This window comes from Bacillus sp. ISL-78 (assembly GCF_018613455.1).
In the GTDB taxonomy this organism is placed as follows: Bacteria; Bacillota; Bacilli; order Bacillales; family DSM-1321; genus Peribacillus; species Peribacillus frigoritolerans.
Genome location: NZ_JAGGQC010000026.1, coordinates 184,774 through 201,920, shown reverse-complemented (window position 1 = coordinate 201,920; position 17,147 = coordinate 184,774). Strand labels below are relative to the sequence as shown.

Below are 17,147 nucleotides of genomic sequence, written 5' to 3'. Positions count from 1 at the left end.
AAGAATATAAACGAACATAGATTAGGTAATGAAAAAGGGAGTATATTAAATTAAGACCTCTTAAAATTGATTATTCGTAAAGCATTTGTCTCAGAAGATATTAAATCCTACATTTATCCAATTATTAAAAATTAAAATGTACTAGGTTGATAAAAACTTAATATATAATTCGGAATTTATGACATAAAAATTACAGAAACAAAAATGGAAATCACAAAATGAGTTCCATTTTTGTTTTGAGTACTTCTTTGTTTTAGGGCACCTTCATGAAAGACTTTTCTTATCAAAATATACATAACCCTACTGCAAATAATACTTTCCATATATTTCAAGAGGTAAATCATCCAGATCACAAAAAAAGGTAAACCTTTTTCCTGTTAACTCATCAACACGGATAGGTTCGACTGGAATGTTTTCTTTTTCTAAATCTTCAATCGCTCGATTAATATCTTCCACTTCAAAAGCAAGATGTCTAAGCCCTCTTGCTTCAGGATAACTGGACGATTTGGTCTATCAGGAAATGAGAACAATTCAAGCTAAATTCCCCCTCCGACCATTAAATCCAATTTATACGACTGCCTATCTGACCGATATGTCTCCTTCACGATATCACACCCTAATTTTTCATAATCGGAACAAATTATTGCTACATGATGTATTTTTTTTACCTTCATTTCTTACCTCCCTAAGAGCATTGGTTAGTTTTAAAAATCATTTTAACAAAGTTATCCATTAATAAAAACTTAGTTTTCACTGCTTCCTTCGGAATATACTGCACCATACTGGTACATCCATTTTCCTTTCACCTGGATATAGGTCTATACAAAGGGCGTATAATATAAGTTAATCTAAAAAAACGTATAATAAAAAAGGAGCCTTCCCCTCCTACTCTCTAGATCAATAATATAGATTCCTAGAACGCTGATTATGTTAATTAACTTTGTATATTGGTGTACTTGGTTGTAGTTTAAAATAAAGTCGTTACGTTTTCTAGTTGTAAACCAACTCCCACTTCCTCGCCAAATAAATTAAAGGGGATGTTTTGAATTACTGCCATTTTTCAGAGTGTTAACTATCATTCTCTAGCATATGCTTATATTTACATGCATGATATCCTTTTTGTTCGTATAATAGGACACAGGGGAATTAAGATGAGTCTAATTTACAAGAAGAGGAGCAATTTGTTCTGTGGAAACAAAAGGCGAAGAAATAAACTGCTTAGCATTAAAAGTCAAAGAGATTATTCAATCTTCTGGATGTCAAAATGAAGATGTAATCTTTCTGTGCATTGGTTCAGACCGATCAGTTGGGGATTCATTAGGCCCTTTAGTCGGGACAATGCTTAAAGAACATACGGTGCCTTATCGTGTTTACGGTACTTTGGAAAATCCCGTTCATGCATTTAATTTAAAAGACACATTGAAAAAAATAAAAAAACAATTCAAAAAGCCTCTTATTTTTAGTGTGGATGCTTGTTTAGGGAATCAAAACCAGGTCGGTTATGTTTTTTTGAAGGATGGACCTCTTGTCCCTGGGAAAGCTTTAAAAAAAGTATTGCCGGAAGTTGGAGATTATCATATTACAGGAATGGTCAATTATATAGATCCGCTGCCAACGATGCAATTTTTAAATGATACTCGTCTATACACGGTTATGAACCTTGCGAAAACAATCGTAAAAATAATTACTCAAGCTAGCGGCGAAACTTCTGGAATTAAATAAAAGAATGGGCTGTGCCAAAACCACTAATAATAATTGGTTTTGGCACAGCCCTACTTTGTTTAAGTTCGAAGAATTTATTAGATAACATTGTACTTAAATAATAGCCCCTGTCAAGATAGCAACAATGATAAGGACTAATGAACAAATTAGAGCCCATTTAAATGCATACCGCTGTAGTTCCCCGATATCTGTTTTTACCATCCCTACCAGTAAAAGAGTCGATGCCACGAGTGGACTTAAGAAATGTACAGGCTGGCCCAGTACGGAAGCTCTGGCAATTTCTAAAGGACTCACCCCATAAGCTTCTCCTGCTTCGGCAAGAATTGGCAAAACACCAAAGTAGTAAGCATCATTGGATAAAACGAACGTAAATGGCATGCTGGTGAACGCAACGACCATCGGTAAAAAAGAGCCTAAAGAATCCGGAATGATGGCCACTAATGAATTTGCAATGGCATCTACCATTTTCGTTCCGGAAAAGATCCCTGTGAAAATACCAGCCGCAAATACTAGTGTGACGACGGTAATAGCATTTCCTGCATGTGACACGATTCGCTCTTTTTGCTGTTCTAGATTAGGGTAATTAATGATTGAAGCAAGCACAAATCCGATTAGAAACAACACAGGTACCGGCACTAAGCCCATTACAAGAATGACCATAACCGTGAGCGTCAACGAAAGATTGACCCATATTAATTTAGGGCGCTTTAAATCGTCTTGTATGGCGGAAGCTACCGCTGCTTCAGCCAGAGCTCCTTTCATTTCAGGTGCAGCTTTGATATGAACAACACCAAGCCTTTTGCGCTCTTTTTTCCCAAGTACGTAAGCGGTAAAAAGAATAGCTGCAATACCTGCGAATAGTGTTGGGATAATCGGAACAAAGAATTCATTTGCATCCAGACCTAGAGATGCTATTGCTCTTGTTGCAGGCCCTCCCCAAGGAGTCATGCCACTCATAATACTTACAGCCAGCAAAGAAATAGTGGCAAGAATAAGTGGATTCATACCAAGGCGTAAGTAAAGAGGCAGCATAGCGGAAATCGTAATCATATGAGTCGTGGTACCATCACCATCTAAGGCAACGGTCATTGCGATTACTGCTGTACCTAACGCTATTTTTACCGGATCCCCTTTTACGATTTTCAACATGGTTTTAATGAGTGGATCAAATAATCCAGCGTCAATCAGAACTCCGAAATACAAAATAGCGAACAATAGCAAAGCGGCTGAAGGTGCGACAACCTTTATTCCATCGAGCATCATATCTCCGAGCTCTGGACCAAATCCGCCAATTAATGCAAAGATAATTGGAATGACCACTAGAGAATTAACAGGTGATAACCGTTTAGACATGATTAAATAAGTGAAGACAACGACCATTGAAATTCCAAGTAACGTAAGAATATGAATTCCCTCCCATTAAAGAAACCGCTTACAAACCAAATGAAAAAGTTTGAATAGTTAAAAAATATTATATAATATCTTCTGGTTCCCAGTTGCTTTATTTTCTATTTTTAGAATAGTTCATATCATCAAATAAGTGAAATACATATTTTTTTTACTTTTTCGAAAAAAAAACTTATAATCCATTTTGTATTAAATTAAGAAATCCAAAAAAGCACTATGAAATTTTCAATGATTTCATAGTGCTTTTTCGTTAAAGATTGGAATTTTTATTCAAGAAATCAATAAAGTTTTTCACAGTAGAGAGTTTTAATGAATCCTGGTTATACATTAACCATGTATTTCTTAATACCGGCTTCCCATTTTTGTAGGATAACCCGTATGTATGCAAATTATCTGAAGGCTGCAGGCATATTTCCGGCAGAATGGAAACACCAAGATCATTTTTGACCATCTCCTTGCACGTCTCCTGCCGATCCGTTTCCATAGTTACAAATGGTGGCTCCGGGAATCTATCATGCCACCAGCCATTTATTAAGTTTTTTAAAGAACTGTCGGTCTTATAATTTATGAATGGAAGTTCCGGCAAATTATCCAAGTCTATCTCTTTCTTAGAAATTAAACAAAGTCTTTCTTTATGCAGTAATGATTTGATTCCATACCATTCATAATTTCCACGCAGTATGCCTAATTGAACACTAGAGGAATCCAGAAGATGCATGATTTCAGTACTCCACCCTGTATTCACATTAAATTGTACATAAGGATATTGTGTTGAAAACTTTTTCAATATTTCTGGTAGTTTATATTGGGCAAAGTTGCTGGAAACGCCAAGCCTTAACGTTCCTCTTACCTCATTTTTCATATTCAGCATATAATCTTTCGTTTTTTGCAACTTTTTCACCATTTCTTCCGCATAGCCCGCTAAATGTATCCCTTCTGAAGTGAACTCAATGCCTCCTTTTATTTTGAAAAATAGGTTTGTGCTAAATTCTTTTTCTAAATTTTTTAGCCGGTACGTTAGCGCCGGCTGCGATATATATAAACGCTCTGCGGCACGGCTAATGTTTTTTTCTTCATATAGTACCCTTATCGCAATCCAATCTTTTTCGTCCACTTAACCATCTCCCGATTTTTGGATTATAAGTTTTTTTATCATTTTTACTTAAAAAATATGTATTTTACTTATGAATGAACTTATCATACTATATTTTCAAAGGAACCGGTAGTGCTATAAATATTGATTTGAGAAAAGGTGGTTATACAATGAAAGTACCTGTAGTTGTAATGCGCGGCGGGACAAGTAAAGGTGTGTTCCTTAACTTTGAACATATGCCTTCGAATCGCTCACTCTGGGAAGATTTCTTACTTGACGTGATGGGCAGTCCGGATCGGAGACAGATCGATGGTCTTGGAGGAGCGAATTCATTGACAAGTAAAGCAGCGATCATCAAAAAATCAGAATCACCGGAATTCGATGTGGAATATACATTTGCGCAGATCAGCATCGATAATCAAATGGTTGATTTTAAAGGAAATTGTGGGAATATTTCATCTGCTGTAGGACCTTACGCAATTGAGCAAGGATTAGTCCCTATACAAGAACCTGTTACAACGGTGAAAATTTTTAACACCAATACACAAAAACTGATTATTGCAGAAGTTGAGGTTGAAAATGGACAAGTGAAAAAAGAAGGCAGCTGCTCAATTCCAGGCGTGCCTGGTAAAGGATCACCAATCTATCTTTCTTTTACTCGTGCTGAAGGAGCAGTTACAGGAAAACTATTCCCTACAGGAAATCCAATTGACATGATTAAAACGAAGGATCGGCTTATTCAAGTTTCAATCATTGATGTTGCCAATCCACTTGTTTTTGTAAGTGCACAGGATATTGGTCTAAACGGAAGCGAATTGCCCACTGATTATTCACAGGAAAAATTAAATGAGCTAGAAGAAATCCGGTCGATTGCAGCTGAAATGTGTCAATTTTCCGATAAGAAATCAGCAACTGTCAAATCTCCTGCTGTTCCTAAAATGACCCTAATTGCTCCTCCTATGGATTACGTAGATCTAAATGGATCGGAAAGAAAAGCGTCAGAGATGGATTTGATGATCCGAATGATGTCGATGCAAAAGCCCCATCAAGCGCTTGCTATTACAGGGGCCATCTGTGCAACAGCAGGGGCTTACTTACAGGAAACGGTTTTATCTGAGATGGTGAACATTAAACAGGAAATTTTTCGATTAGCCCACCCGGCAGGGATCATGGAAACAAAAGTTGATTTTTTGGCAGGACACATACGCGCTATTAAAGTGGTACGTACAGCGAGAATCATATTAGAGGGATATGTGTACACGAAAAAAAATTACGAGCTTTCCTATCAATTAGCTTGATTTGAATTGATTTGCAAATTACAGCAAAAAAAATTATCTATCACTTGGAGGCTTTTCAATGTGGGTCATCACTGTCTTTTTAAAAGGAAATATTAAAATTTTTGAATTTGACACAGAAAAAGAAGCGAAAGAACTATTCAAAAATATGAAAGGCACTAAAATTCTTTCCGAAATAGTTTACTTCAATGATCCTTGTTTTGTATAAGTGAGTTTTCAATAGAGCCCAGACTATAATGTATCTCCAACTAACCGATGCCTACAAAATTCAATTATAAACTAGGATTGAGAATAGATGAAAATTTTCCGGGGGGAGCGCTCACCCTTATACTACAAGTTAGGATATACTGAATCCAGATTTTCATGGTTACTGGGTATTTAACCAAAAAGAAAACTAATTGTTTTCTATCATCCTTGTTACAGGGAAAAATACCCACAAACCAACCCATTATTTATTGAATGGTATCCTTTTTCACTGGCTCAATTTTAGCATCAATCGGAGCATAGGAAGAACAGCTATATAAATATATATCATACAAAATAGTTGATATCTGGTAACTGTTGATAAATCAGCGCTGACTTCATGCGCGATAGTGCCCATCTGATCGATTCAGATGGTGCTAAAATAGAAGAAAAATCATATTGTCTGGCCATCTAGACGATTAAAGTATACTCTAAAACTCATATCCCTATATGATATGAGTTTTAGTCAATGCATAAAGACTTTTAATATTTGAAGTACAAAACAGCCAAGAACTTTTTTAAGCCTTGGCTGTTTTTCATTCTTCTATTTAATGTAGCCCTAGATTTTTCGAACAAATTCTTATCTAATTAACTATGCAAGGAGAAGACTCAATGATTATTGACCGCTTCAACCTTTTCTTGAATATAGTGGGCTGCGGATGAACCAGCTAATTTTCCAAAGACCGCTCCAGACATTAACCCGGATCCACCAGGATAGTTTTCATAAAAAATCCCCCCAATCATTTCACCAGCCGCAAAGAGACCTTTTATCGGTTGTTCTTCTTTGTTTAACACATGACCTGTTGCATTTACATGCAAACCGCCGAACGAGAAGGTGATTCCGCACGTTACAGGGAAAGCGTAGAATGGACCTTGCTCTATTCGAAGTGCCCAGTTGGATTTAGGAGGGGTAATTCCTTTCGTTCCTTTGCCATCTTTCTCTGCGGGTCTATACTCGCCATCTTGTACCGCACTGTTATACTCTTCGATCGTTTTAAGGAATTGTGTTTGATTGACCGGCAGTAAACTAGCCAACTCTCCAAGCGTATCTGCTTTATAAAAAGTCGCTTCTTCAAGGTCATATTCTTTACGCAGCATCGGGCGTACCTGTGCATCATAAATTTGATATGCCACATGTCCAGGCTGTTTTAATACCTCACGGCCATATTTGGCATAAGTGTAATTTCGCAAATCTGCTCCTTCATCAACAAACCGTTTTCCTTCATTATTAAGCATGACGCTGTACGGATAAGAATGCTTTTTAAAAATATCTCCCGGCTTCGTGAAATCCCCTACTTTTGGCGCATTATAATCTGTACCAATAGAATGACATCCAGACCACTGCCCAAATTTTTGAGCCCCTACTGCCATAGCCATGGAAATGCCGTCTCCTGTGTTGAACTCGGTTCCACGAACAATAGCCGCTTCCCATTCTTCACCAATGTTTTCACTTCTCATTTTCTTATTGGCTTCAAAGCCGCCACAAGCCAAAATCACACCGGATGTCTGAACCGTCACTATTGTATGATCCTTCTCAACTACGACACCAGATATTGTGTTATTCTCTGATACGAGCTCCACAGCACGTGAATCGTACCAAACGTCGATGCCAATTTCTTCTGTCCGCGCAAAGAGCCGTCTCATTAAGCCAACGCCTTTATCTTCCGTTTTGATAGGCAGTCCCCCCAGAAAATGCGCTTGCCAGCTTGTACAAAAGATTGATTTTCATAATTCAATTCAAATTTTATTCCCTGATCACGCATCCACGCAATTGTTTCATACGATCTAGAAACCAGCTGTTTTGCTAACTCAGGATTACTTTGTCCGCCTGTTACCCGCATTAAATCATTGTAATAGTCGGATTCCGTGTATTCAGGCATTACAATTAACTCGGATTCTTCATCTGTTAATTCAGGTATTATATTTCTGATTGCGTCTAAATTATTGTATGCCACACGAATGGCTCCATCCGTGAAGAAAGAGTTCCCTCCACGCTTTTCCACAGGTCCCCGTTCTAATACAAGAACTCTAGCACCTCCCTCTTTTGCTGAGATTGCGGCACATAAAGCTGCATTTCCTGCCCCTACTACAACTACATCATAATTTCGTGTATTCGACATCTATACCCCTCCTGATAAGTAGTGATAACGCTTCATGTAAATAATAAGTGATAATAATGAATAAAAATAATATTGTTTTTTTATTCATTGCCATAGAAAAAATTTATGAAAGAATGCTGGCAACGCAAAACTATAGTGAGTCTATTGATTTACATAAAAAGATAGATTTCTTTTTTCAATAGTTGTATTATACTTTTAGAAATCAAATAAATTATCATTTTTTATAATTACCCATAAATATTTTTTATGGTTAAAGGAGAAAAATTTTATGGATGAAAAAGACTGGCTTATATTAATTACTCTTTACGAAGAAAGGAATATAACAAAAGCAGCACAACGACTATTTCTTTCTCAGCCAGCTTTATCCTATCGTATAAAACAGCTGGAGAAAGAATTCAAAACAAATTTAATCTCTAGAGGCAAAAGAGGTGTCGAGTTTACAGTTGAAGGGGAATACCTCGTACAATATTCGAAAAATATGCGTAAGCAATTAGGAGCTGCAAAAGAACATATTTCAAATTTGGATAAAAAGGTAAAAGGAACTTTGCGCTTGGGTGTATCTGGCTTGTTTGCCCGATATAAACTACCAGTATTATTAAAAGAATTTCTAACCCTATATCCAGAGGTTGAAATCAGTTTGAAAACTGGATGGAGTTCTCAAATTCATCAGATGCTTCAAAAAGAAGAAGCACACCTCGGGATCGTTAGAGGTCCTTACAAATGGCAGGAAAATAAAGTGTTGTTTCAAGAAGAAAAGATTTGCATTGCCTCCAGTAAAAAAATTGAATTAAAAGAACTTCCTTTTCTTCCTAGAGTTAATTATCAGACAGACCAATCGTTAAGAAATACTATTGAAAACTGGTGGCAGGAAACATTTGCGGTACCACCTAAGATTTCAATGGAGGTAGATCGGATTGAAACATGTAAGGAACTGGTTCTTAATGGTTTAGGATATGCCATTTTACCAGAAATCTGTATTAAAGATGATGAACCACTGTATACTTTCCCCATTGTATTAAGCGATAATAGCTTTTTGCTTAGAGAAACTTGGGTTTTTTACCGAGATGTGACTATGGATTTGGCCCAAGTAAAAGCATTTATTGATTTTCTTAATGATTCTAAACAATAGAAATAAGACGAATCGAAATAAAACTAGTACAAAGGAAGAGAATTAACATGAAAAAGTGGGATTTAAATGATGCAAGCAAGACAATCCAATTTTCAGCTGCACTTCTAACTGCTTTTATTGGAGGCAGCCTTTTCTCTCTTATCAGGTTGCCAATCCCCTGGCTTCTAGGTCCAATGGCTGCCCTATTAATTGCATCACGTTTCAAAAACGTTAAATTAATTTGGCCCGTTTCGATGAGAAATACTGGATTAATTATTGTAGGTTATTCAATTGGCATCTCTTTTACCAAGAGCTCACTGTCTGACATGATTAGTCACCTTCCCTCAATGTTGATCCTTACAACCTTAATTGTCCTTGTGTGTGTATGTTCAGCTTTTGTTATGTCAAAATATTCCGGCATTGACTATCCTACCTCCTTAACAAGTAGTATACCTGGAGGTTTGTCACAAATTGTTGTGTTTGCAGAAGAAATGAAAGGTATTGATATTACGACCGTAACCTTTTTCCATGTTACAAGAGTGATCATGGTTGTTTTCTTAGTTCCCCTTTTAATTTTCAGTCCCATTTTTGCAGCGAATCGTACCAATGATTCCTCTAATATAATGGATAACGTTATTCCAGAGTGGAGTGATTTATTTCCTCTGATCTTTCTGTTCGCGCTTATTTGTTTTCTCGCAGCAAGAATAGGTAAAATATTCAAATTACCAGCTCCTTACTTTTTAGGACCAGTAATTGTTACTGCTGCAATAGGTCTTTTAGGTTTGCAGGGACCACCACTTCCTCCTTCACTTCTTGATATATCTCAATTTATGGTTGGCGGTTATATCGGTTTACTATTAAAACCGGAACAACTTGACAACAAAAGAAAAACCTTATTATTTGCTTTGATGAACGGACTGATTTTGATCTGCGCAACAATGTTTTTTAGTTTTCTACTGACCCATTATTATGATTTATCGGCTATTACGGGTTTTTTAAGTTTAGCCCCTGGTGGAATGGATCAAATGGGAATCATTGCACAAGAAGTAAATGCTGATGTATCTACTGTTACCAGCTATCAACTATTTCGGATGGCTTTTATTTATGCCGCAGTGCCTCCATTACTAAGATTGGTATTAAAATTAAGTTTAAGAAAAAAAGACAAGATCAGTAACGTTAAAACTAAATGTTAATTAAAAAAGGAGAGAGCTTTGCTCAAGGACACTGAAAAAGTCTGATTTATAAAGAAAAGAAGGTCATCATTCACAATATTAAGATGATGACCTTCTTTTTAAATACTAAAAATAGCATTAAATTTTTAAAAATTTCTTTATTGTATCACTTATCCTTTGGCTTTCTTTGCTCTCTTCCCTCCAATCTTTTTTTTAAGAATAAATTATTTTGATACCATCACAAAAAAAATATGTATTTAACTTATTGTTCTCCCTGTATTACCTTTAATTAAGAAAAGCGCATAAGCATAATGTAAAACTTATTAATCTACCAGTTAATTTTTTATGAAGAGTCACGAAATTAATTCTTAGTCATCCAGAGATCAATTGAAAGCGCTTTCGAAATTTGGGAGGGGATTTATTAATGTTTCTTACAATTTTAGGCATCTCCATGGTTACCGTTTTTACCTATTTAATTATGTCCAAACGTTTATCACCCATTGTTGCTTTAACTTTAGTTCCGATCGTTTTTGCTGTAGTTGGTGGTTTTGGAAGCAAAATTGGCACTATGATGATGGAAGGCATTAAGCTAGTCGCTCCTTCTGCAGCTCTATTATTATTCGCCATATTGTTTTTTGGCATTATGATAGATACGGGCTTATTTGATCCACTTATCAAAAAGTTATTAGAAGTTGTCAAGGGAGATCCTGTCAAAATTTCGATGGGTACCACAATTCTTGCATTACTTGTGGCCCTAGATGGAGACGGTACAACAACGTATATCATTACTGTTTCAGCTATGTATCCACTTTATAAACGAATCGGTATGAATCCATTGGTTTTAGCCACTGTAGCCATGCTGGCTTTAAGTGTTATGAGTGGTATGACCCCCTGGGGAGGACCTGCTACCCGAGCAATAGCAGTATTGGGACTTGATGCATCCGAATTTTTTGTTCCACTTATTCCTACCATGCTCGGTGGTGCTCTTTGGGTTATTTTCGTAGCATTTATTTTAGGGAAAAGAGAACGTAAACGACTTGGTGTAATACACATAGAAGAGTTCAAAAATGAAATAGCTGCTACTGTTGAAAATGAAGCCACTGAAACATTTCCTCATATTGACATTAAACGTCCTCGTTTTTTGTGGGTTAACTTATTAATTGTGGTAGGCATTATGGTCATGCTTATTATGGGATTGGTTCCTTCCCCCATTTTATTTTTGGTCGGTTTCGCTATAGCTTTAATGGTTAACTACCCCAATCTGGAAATGCAAAAAAGACGTATCTTAGCACATTCTGGAAACGCTTTAATTGTTGTTCTATTAGTTTTTGCGGCAGGAGTATTTGCAGGAATCTTTTCCGGTACAAAAATGGTTGATGCTATTGCTAATGGACTGGTTGCGATAATACCTGCTTCATTAGGACAGTTTTTTCCTGTCATTGTTGGCATTACAAGTATGCCATTCACTTTTGTTTTATCGAATGATGCCTATTATTTTGGAGTTCTCCCTATTCTTGCAGAAGCAGCATCAGCCTATGGTATTAGCCCATTGGAAATTGCTCGTGCTTCTATATTGGGACAACCCGCTCATTTAATGAGTCCACTTGTTGCATCAACCATTTTATTAGTTGGCATGGTTGATAAAGACCTTGGAGAATATCAGAAATTCGCATACAAATGGGCCATCTTCACAACGTTAATCTTAACAGTATTAGCTATTATTAGTGGTGCTATTTCTTTTATGTAATTTATAAAAGTCCTTGTACACTTGTTTGCAAGGACTTTTGTGGCTTTTTTCAGCTAGATGGTTTTTTGATGCAACTTTGTTGTTAGGTAAAGTTCTATGATTGAAACCATGAAATAAGATTGGAAAACTGAAGTAATTACTGATATTATGTGGATTTATTGGATTAAAGAATGTAAATATTTTTATCATTCATTATGTTAATGTAAAGCATGGCCTTCCTTGACTTACCAAGTTCCATTTCTTTTTAAACCGTTCCACAAAACGCTCATTGATATAAGTACGGACAAACTGGTCCTTTTTCCAAATCGATGTCTTTTCTAAAAAGGCTGTTTTCACATACTTTGTTGCTATTTACCAGGTAGTGAGTTGTGGTTGATTTCCCCTCCAGATGCTCGCTTTCCTTGGTGCGGGCGGTGAGCCTCCTCGGCGTAAACGCCTGTGGGGTCTCACCTGTCCCGCTGCTCCCGCAGGAGTCTCGCACTTCCGCTCCAATCAACCTTAAATCGTTTCGTTTTAAAAACAGCAATCTTTACGAAAAGAGCCTTTTTTTAAGATGCATGGTTTGAAAGATTATGAAAAAAGCAATATATGTCAAAAAAACGATAGGTTAATCTGTTATCCTTTTTTTAAGGAGGTTCGGAAATGAGATATAGCCCCATCATCCAAAAAACGATTGAACATATAGAGAATAGCTTACAAGACGAATTATCCTTGGAGAACATCGCACGGTTCGCAGGTTTTTCGAAGTTCCATTATCATCGGATTTTTCACAAGGAGGTTGGCGTGACCGTATCAGAATATATTCGATATCGAAGAATTGCCAATGCAGCAAACATGCTGCTTTATACCGATGAAAAAATAATCGATATTGCTTTATATTACCGGTTTGAAACACAGGAATCCTTTACTCGTTCATTCAAGAAATATTATGACCTGCCGCCAGGGCAATATCGGAAACTCGTAAGTAAACTAACCTTGCAAAAGGAGGAAATGACGATGAAAAACGAACAATTATTAAAAGGCTGGAATTTAAGCGGGAGTCATCCATTCAATTATCAAATGGGAATTGACCGGGAGACATTCCATAAAGGCCAGGCATCAGGATTCCTGAAATCCGTCACTGCAGAATCCAAGGAGGAATTTGCTACGATGATGCAGCAATTCAGGGCGGAAAATTACCTTGGTAAAAGAATGAAACTGTCGGGTTTTTTAAAATCAAAAGATGTTGATGGATTTTGTGGTTTATGGATGAGGGTGGATAATGCGCTTCAGGATGTTTTGCAATTCGACAATATGGGGAATCGGCCCATCGTCAACGATACGGAATGGAACCATTATTATATTGTCCTGGATGTACCCGAAAACAGTGCCATCATTTCATTCGGGGTCCTGCTTTCAGGGCGCGGCCAAGTATGGATCGATGAACTGGAATTCGAGGAAGTCAGTATCGATACACCAACGACCAATATAGATTACGGCTGTGACCTTTTGGACGGACCGGCAAATTTATCATTTGAAGAATGAATGCGCCTAATTATCGCTGAATTCCTTAAAGAACGCGCCATTCAACCCGGGGAGTGGCGTCCGGTTCATCCTCGTAAAATCGCTTCCGTGAACACAATGAACACAATTGACAAAATAGTTTTAAAACACAATAAATTGAGAACGCTTACAAATGAAGCGGTTTCATATACACTTTATCTTATTAGAAGATAGGAGTGATAGATATGCTCGCTTTATTAGGATACTTGATGATTTTAGTGTTTATGATTTTAATTATGACAGGGCGACTTACAGCCATGATAGCTTTGATTGCAGTACCAAGTGCCTTTGCACTTATTGGCGGGTTTGGCGGTAAAATGGGTGAGATGGCGCTGGAAGGTATCAAAGACGTTGCGCCAACGGGAATCATGATTTTATTTGCGATCCTTTTCTTTGGCATTTTGATCGATGCTGGGGTTTTTGACCCGATCATCAATACGATTCTTAAGGTTGTAAAAGGAGATCCGGTGAAAATTGCCATCGGCACGGCAGTCCTTGCCTTGCTGATTTCCTTGGATGGAGATGGAACGACTACATATATGATAACGATTTCAGCCATGCTTCCGCTATATAAACGGATTGGAATGAGACCGCTAGTATTGGCAGGCATTGCCGTTTCGTCATCTGGAGTCATGAACCTTCTTCCTTGGGGAGGCCCTACAGCACGGGTGATGACCGCTTTAAAACTTGAAATGTCCGATGTGTTCACACCCGTCATTCCTGCTATGATTGGCGGAGTCCTATTCGTCCTTTTCATGGCATATTGCCTGGGTAAAAAAGAAAGAAAGAGAATCGGGATCATTGAAGTCGATTATCATGCTGTGGCACAGCACGCGGCTGCAACGGAAGATGCTTATATTAAACGACCTAAATTGATCATATTCAATTACGCATTGACTCTTACACTGCTGGTTGCGCTGATCATGGAACTTATGCCTTCAGCGGTTCTGTTCATGGTAGGTTTCGCGATTGCCATTACGGTTAACTATCCGAAACTCAGTGATCAGAAAGAACGTGTAGCAAACTATGCGGACAATGCTTTATCCGTCATTTCGATGATTTTTGCAGCAGGTGTTTTCACTGGGATCCTTGCCGGCACGGAGATGGTCGATGCCATGGCAAACTCTTTGATTCAGCATATTCCAGATCAAATGGGCGCACATTTTGCTGTCATCACAGCCATCATCTCAGCACCTTTTACGTTCTTCATGTCTAATGACGCATTTTATTATGGTGTGCTCCCATTACTTGCTAAAGCGGGAGCTGCTTATGGAATTGACCCTGCCCTGATCGGCAGAGCTTCACTATTGGGGCTTCCTGTCCATCTATTAAGCCCGCTTGTTCCATCTACCTATCTATTGGTCGGAATGGTAGGGGAAGATTTCGGTGCCTTACAGCGCACTTTCCTGAAATGGGCATGCGGATCGACGCTTGTCATGATAGTGGTTTGCGTCCTATTGGGAATCATCCCGCTATAAAGCTCTAAAGAGTCCCGTTCGTCACGATGCGAACGGGACTCTTTTATGTCTGCATCAAGCGCTGAATAAATCTGGAAAAGTGAGATACATTATGTTTGTCTTCTCTTTCGCGACAAAGTTAGCTTTTTCTTTTATTGAATGAGGGATGTACGTACCTTAAGATTAAAGGAAACTATATTAATAAGAAGGGAAGAGAGCAAAAATGGCTCACTTTAATATAAAAGTTGCCGTTCAAAAGTTCGGTAACTTTCTAAGTTCAATGGTCATGCCGAATATATCAGCTTTCATAGCATGGGGGCTAATCACTGCCCTATTCATCCCATCGGGTTTCCTGCCAAATGAAAGCCTTGCCAAAATGGTTACACCGATGGTTACGTTTTTATTGCCGCTTTTAATTGGATATACGGGCGGTAAGCTAATCCATGACCACCGCGGCGGCGTAGTAGGTGCCATTGCGACAATGGGCGTCATCGTCGGATCTGACATCCCGATGTTCCTTGGAGCCATGATAATGGGACCGTTCGGCGGTTATGTCATCAAGAAATTCGATCAATTGATTGAAGGGAAAATAAAAGCCGGTTTTGAAATGCTTGTTAATAATTTCTCGGCGGGGATTATTGGCGGCCTATTGTCCATTCTATCCTTCTTGGCCATCGGGCCTGCTGTTGACGTATTTACAGGCTGGCTTGTAGCAGGAGTCGATTGGCTTGTCGGTACAGGTTTACTGCCGTTGACAAGTATCCTGATCGAGCCTGCCAAGGTCTTGTTCTTGAACAACGCCATCAATCATGGTGTACTATCGCCAATTGGTGTAGAGCAAGTTAAACAAACAGGGGCTTCCATCCTGTTCCTTCTGGAATCGAATCCAGGACCAGGTATCGGCGTACTGCTTGCTTATTGCTTTTTTGGAAAGGGAACGGCGAAGAAATCGGCGCCAGGAGCTGCCATCATTCATTTCTTCGGCGGGATCCATGAAATTTATTTCCCTTATATCCTGATGAAGCCGATGTTATTCTTAGCCGTCATTCTTGGAGGCATGAGTGGAGTTTTCACTTTGGTCCTGTTAGGCGGAGGATTGTTCGCTCCAGCATCCCCAGGCAGCATTCTTGCCATTACAGCGGTAACTCCGCATAATGCAGGTGCATATATTGCTAACTTTGCAGGCGTCATCGTAGCAGCCCTTGTTTCATTCATCGTCGGTGCATTCATCCTGAAAACAGGAAAGCAATCCGAAGAGAATATTGAAGATGCAGCGAAAAAAATGCAAGAAATGAAAGGCAAGAAAAGCTCTGTTGCCGATGTATTCGCTTCAGATCCCGGAACGATGCCAACAAACGTCAGCAAAATAATATTTGCCTGCGATGCCGGGATGGGATCAAGTGCGATGGGGGCTTCGCTGCTTCGCAAGAAGGTGAAAGAAGCCGGATTGAATATCAATGTTACAAATACGGCGATCTCAAACATACCTGCTGATGCACAAATCGTCATTACACAGGAAGAGTTAACTCCTAGGGCACAGAATAAAGTGCCGAATGCTTATCATGTATCCGTCGATAATTTCCTATCGAGCCCTGAATACGATTCATTGCTTGCACGGCTTCAGGATGACGGTACCGACGAGCTGCATGAAATCGTCGAAGATGCTGAAGAGAAGGTTCCCGGTGTTCGTGAACATTCAATCGAGCCTGGCATCGACGGGGATGAGCAGGAAGGTAATGAATTGCTTCGTGAAGAAAACGTCTTCCTTAATCAACAATTCGCCAATAAGGAAGAAGCTATCCGCTTTGCGGGAAGAGCTTTGGTCAATGCAGGTTACGTTAAGGAAAGCTATATTGAAGCGATGATTGCCCGTGATGAATTGACTTCAACTTATATGGGGAATGATGTAGCCATTCCGCACGGAACCGAGGAAGCCAAGAAAGATGTCCTTAAATCTGGATTTACCGTTTTACAAATTCCTGATGGTGTCGACTTTGACGGCCAAAAGGCACGATTGATATTCGGCATTGCCGGCAAGGACGGGACACATCTTGAAATTCTATCTGGCATTGCAGTTACATGCTCTGACATGGAGAATATTGAAAAGATGGTTAAAGCCACATCAGCCAGGGAATTGATGAATATCATAACTGTAGAAAATAGCTAAATACTCTTAACCAAGAATAGAAAAGCGATTTACGCTTTTCTATTCAGTATTTTCTCGTGTTACTCCACCTGAAA

11 protein-coding genes and 2 pseudogenes are annotated in these 17,147 nt (G+C 38.5%); 9 read left to right on the top strand and 4 right to left on the bottom strand.

Features of this window, described 5'->3' with window-relative positions:
- Positions 1-300 precede the first annotated feature (300 nt).
- A pseudogene (gene gloA2, locus J7I96_RS21870) lies at positions 301-674 on the bottom strand (SMU1112c/YaeR family gloxylase I-like metalloprotein).
- A 514-nt stretch (positions 675-1,188) separates the two neighbouring features.
- Between gloA2 and yyaC the strand changes: the two are divergent.
- Positions 1,189-1,722 carry a spore protease YyaC gene (yyaC, locus tag J7I96_RS21865; protein WP_098186968.1) on the top strand — a complete coding sequence of 178 codons (534 nt, stop codon included), beginning with the start codon at positions 1,189-1,191 and terminating at the stop codon, positions 1,720-1,722.
- A gap of 93 nt (positions 1,723-1,815) precedes the next feature.
- Here the strand turns inward: yyaC and J7I96_RS21860 are convergent, their stop codons facing one another.
- Positions 1,816-3,126 (bottom strand): CitMHS family transporter, encoded by a 1,311-nt coding sequence (locus J7I96_RS21860; protein WP_214923809.1) that lies wholly within the window; start codon positions 3,124-3,126, stop codon positions 1,816-1,818.
- Between the two features lie 253 nt (positions 3,127-3,379).
- Positions 3,380-4,243 (bottom strand): LysR family transcriptional regulator, encoded by an 864-nt coding sequence (locus J7I96_RS21855; protein WP_214923752.1) that lies wholly within the window; start codon positions 4,241-4,243, stop codon positions 3,380-3,382.
- Positions 4,244-4,392: 149 nt separating this feature from the next.
- Between J7I96_RS21855 and J7I96_RS21850 the strand changes: the two genes are divergently transcribed.
- Both J7I96_RS21850 and J7I96_RS21845 read left to right on the top strand, forming a co-directional pair.
- The gene (locus tag J7I96_RS21850; protein ID WP_214923750.1) at positions 4,393-5,520 is read left to right on the top strand and encodes a 2-methylaconitate cis-trans isomerase PrpF family protein; all 1,128 of its coding nucleotides are present in this window, start codon (positions 4,393-4,395) and stop codon (positions 5,518-5,520) included.
- A 58-nt stretch (positions 5,521-5,578) separates the two neighbouring features.
- Positions 5,579-5,725: a hypothetical protein gene (locus J7I96_RS21845; RefSeq protein WP_164468794.1), complete on the top strand. Its 147-nt coding sequence runs from the start codon at positions 5,579-5,581 to the stop codon at positions 5,723-5,725.
- Between the two features lie 644 nt (positions 5,726-6,369).
- Here J7I96_RS21845 and tcuA read toward each other — a convergent pair.
- A pseudogene (tcuA, locus tag J7I96_RS21840) lies at positions 6,370-7,880 on the bottom strand (FAD-dependent tricarballylate dehydrogenase TcuA).
- A 268-nt stretch (positions 7,881-8,148) separates the two neighbouring features.
- Between tcuA and J7I96_RS21835 the strand changes: the two are divergent.
- From J7I96_RS21835 to J7I96_RS21810, 6 genes are all read left to right on the top strand, one after another.
- Positions 8,149-9,009 carry a LysR family transcriptional regulator gene (locus J7I96_RS21835; RefSeq protein ID WP_214773879.1) on the top strand — a complete coding sequence of 287 codons (861 nt, stop codon included), beginning with the start codon at positions 8,149-8,151 and terminating at the stop codon, positions 9,007-9,009.
- Between the two features lie 47 nt (positions 9,010-9,056).
- Positions 9,057-10,181 (top strand): AbrB family transcriptional regulator, encoded by a 1,125-nt coding sequence (locus tag J7I96_RS21830; RefSeq protein ID WP_214773880.1) that lies wholly within the window; start codon positions 9,057-9,059, stop codon positions 10,179-10,181.
- Positions 10,182-10,584: 403 nt separating this feature from the next.
- Positions 10,585-11,907, top strand: coding sequence for a CitMHS family transporter (locus J7I96_RS21825; RefSeq protein WP_214773881.1), 1,323 nt, complete (start codon positions 10,585-10,587; stop codon positions 11,905-11,907).
- Between the two features lie 642 nt (positions 11,908-12,549).
- Complete coding sequence (locus J7I96_RS21820; RefSeq protein ID WP_214924638.1) at positions 12,550-13,431, top strand: helix-turn-helix transcriptional regulator; 882 nt, start codon at positions 12,550-12,552, stop codon at positions 13,429-13,431.
- Positions 13,432-13,634: 203 nt separating this feature from the next.
- On the top strand, positions 13,635-14,927 hold the full coding sequence (locus tag J7I96_RS21815) for a CitMHS family transporter (RefSeq protein WP_214924636.1): 1,293 nt from the start codon (positions 13,635-13,637) through the stop codon (positions 14,925-14,927).
- Between the two features lie 202 nt (positions 14,928-15,129).
- Entirely contained in the window at positions 15,130-17,073 is a 1,944-nt protein-coding gene (locus J7I96_RS21810; protein WP_214924632.1) for a PTS mannitol transporter subunit IICBA, read from the top strand.
- Positions 17,074-17,147: the final 74 nt, after the last annotated feature.

Excerpts from the sequence above, each read along its gene's own strand:
- J7I96_RS21850 (WP_214923750.1), top strand. The coding sequence starts at position 4,393 with ATGAAAGTACCTGTAGTTGTAATGCGCGGCGGGACAAGTAAAGGTGTG.
- J7I96_RS21845 (WP_164468794.1), top strand. The coding sequence starts at position 5,579 with ATGTGGGTCATCACTGTCTTTTTAAAAGGAAATATTAAAATTTTTGAA.
- J7I96_RS21835 (WP_214773879.1), top strand. The coding sequence starts at position 8,149 with ATGGATGAAAAAGACTGGCTTATATTAATTACTCTTTACGAAGAAAGG.
- J7I96_RS21830 (WP_214773880.1), top strand. The coding sequence starts at position 9,057 with ATGAAAAAGTGGGATTTAAATGATGCAAGCAAGACAATCCAATTTTCA.
- J7I96_RS21825 (WP_214773881.1), top strand. The coding sequence starts at position 10,585 with ATGTTTCTTACAATTTTAGGCATCTCCATGGTTACCGTTTTTACCTAT.
- J7I96_RS21820 (WP_214924638.1), top strand. The coding sequence starts at position 12,550 with ATGAGATATAGCCCCATCATCCAAAAAACGATTGAACATATAGAGAAT.
- J7I96_RS21815 (WP_214924636.1), top strand. The coding sequence starts at position 13,635 with ATGCTCGCTTTATTAGGATACTTGATGATTTTAGTGTTTATGATTTTA.
- J7I96_RS21810 (WP_214924632.1), top strand. The coding sequence starts at position 15,130 with ATGGCTCACTTTAATATAAAAGTTGCCGTTCAAAAGTTCGGTAACTTT.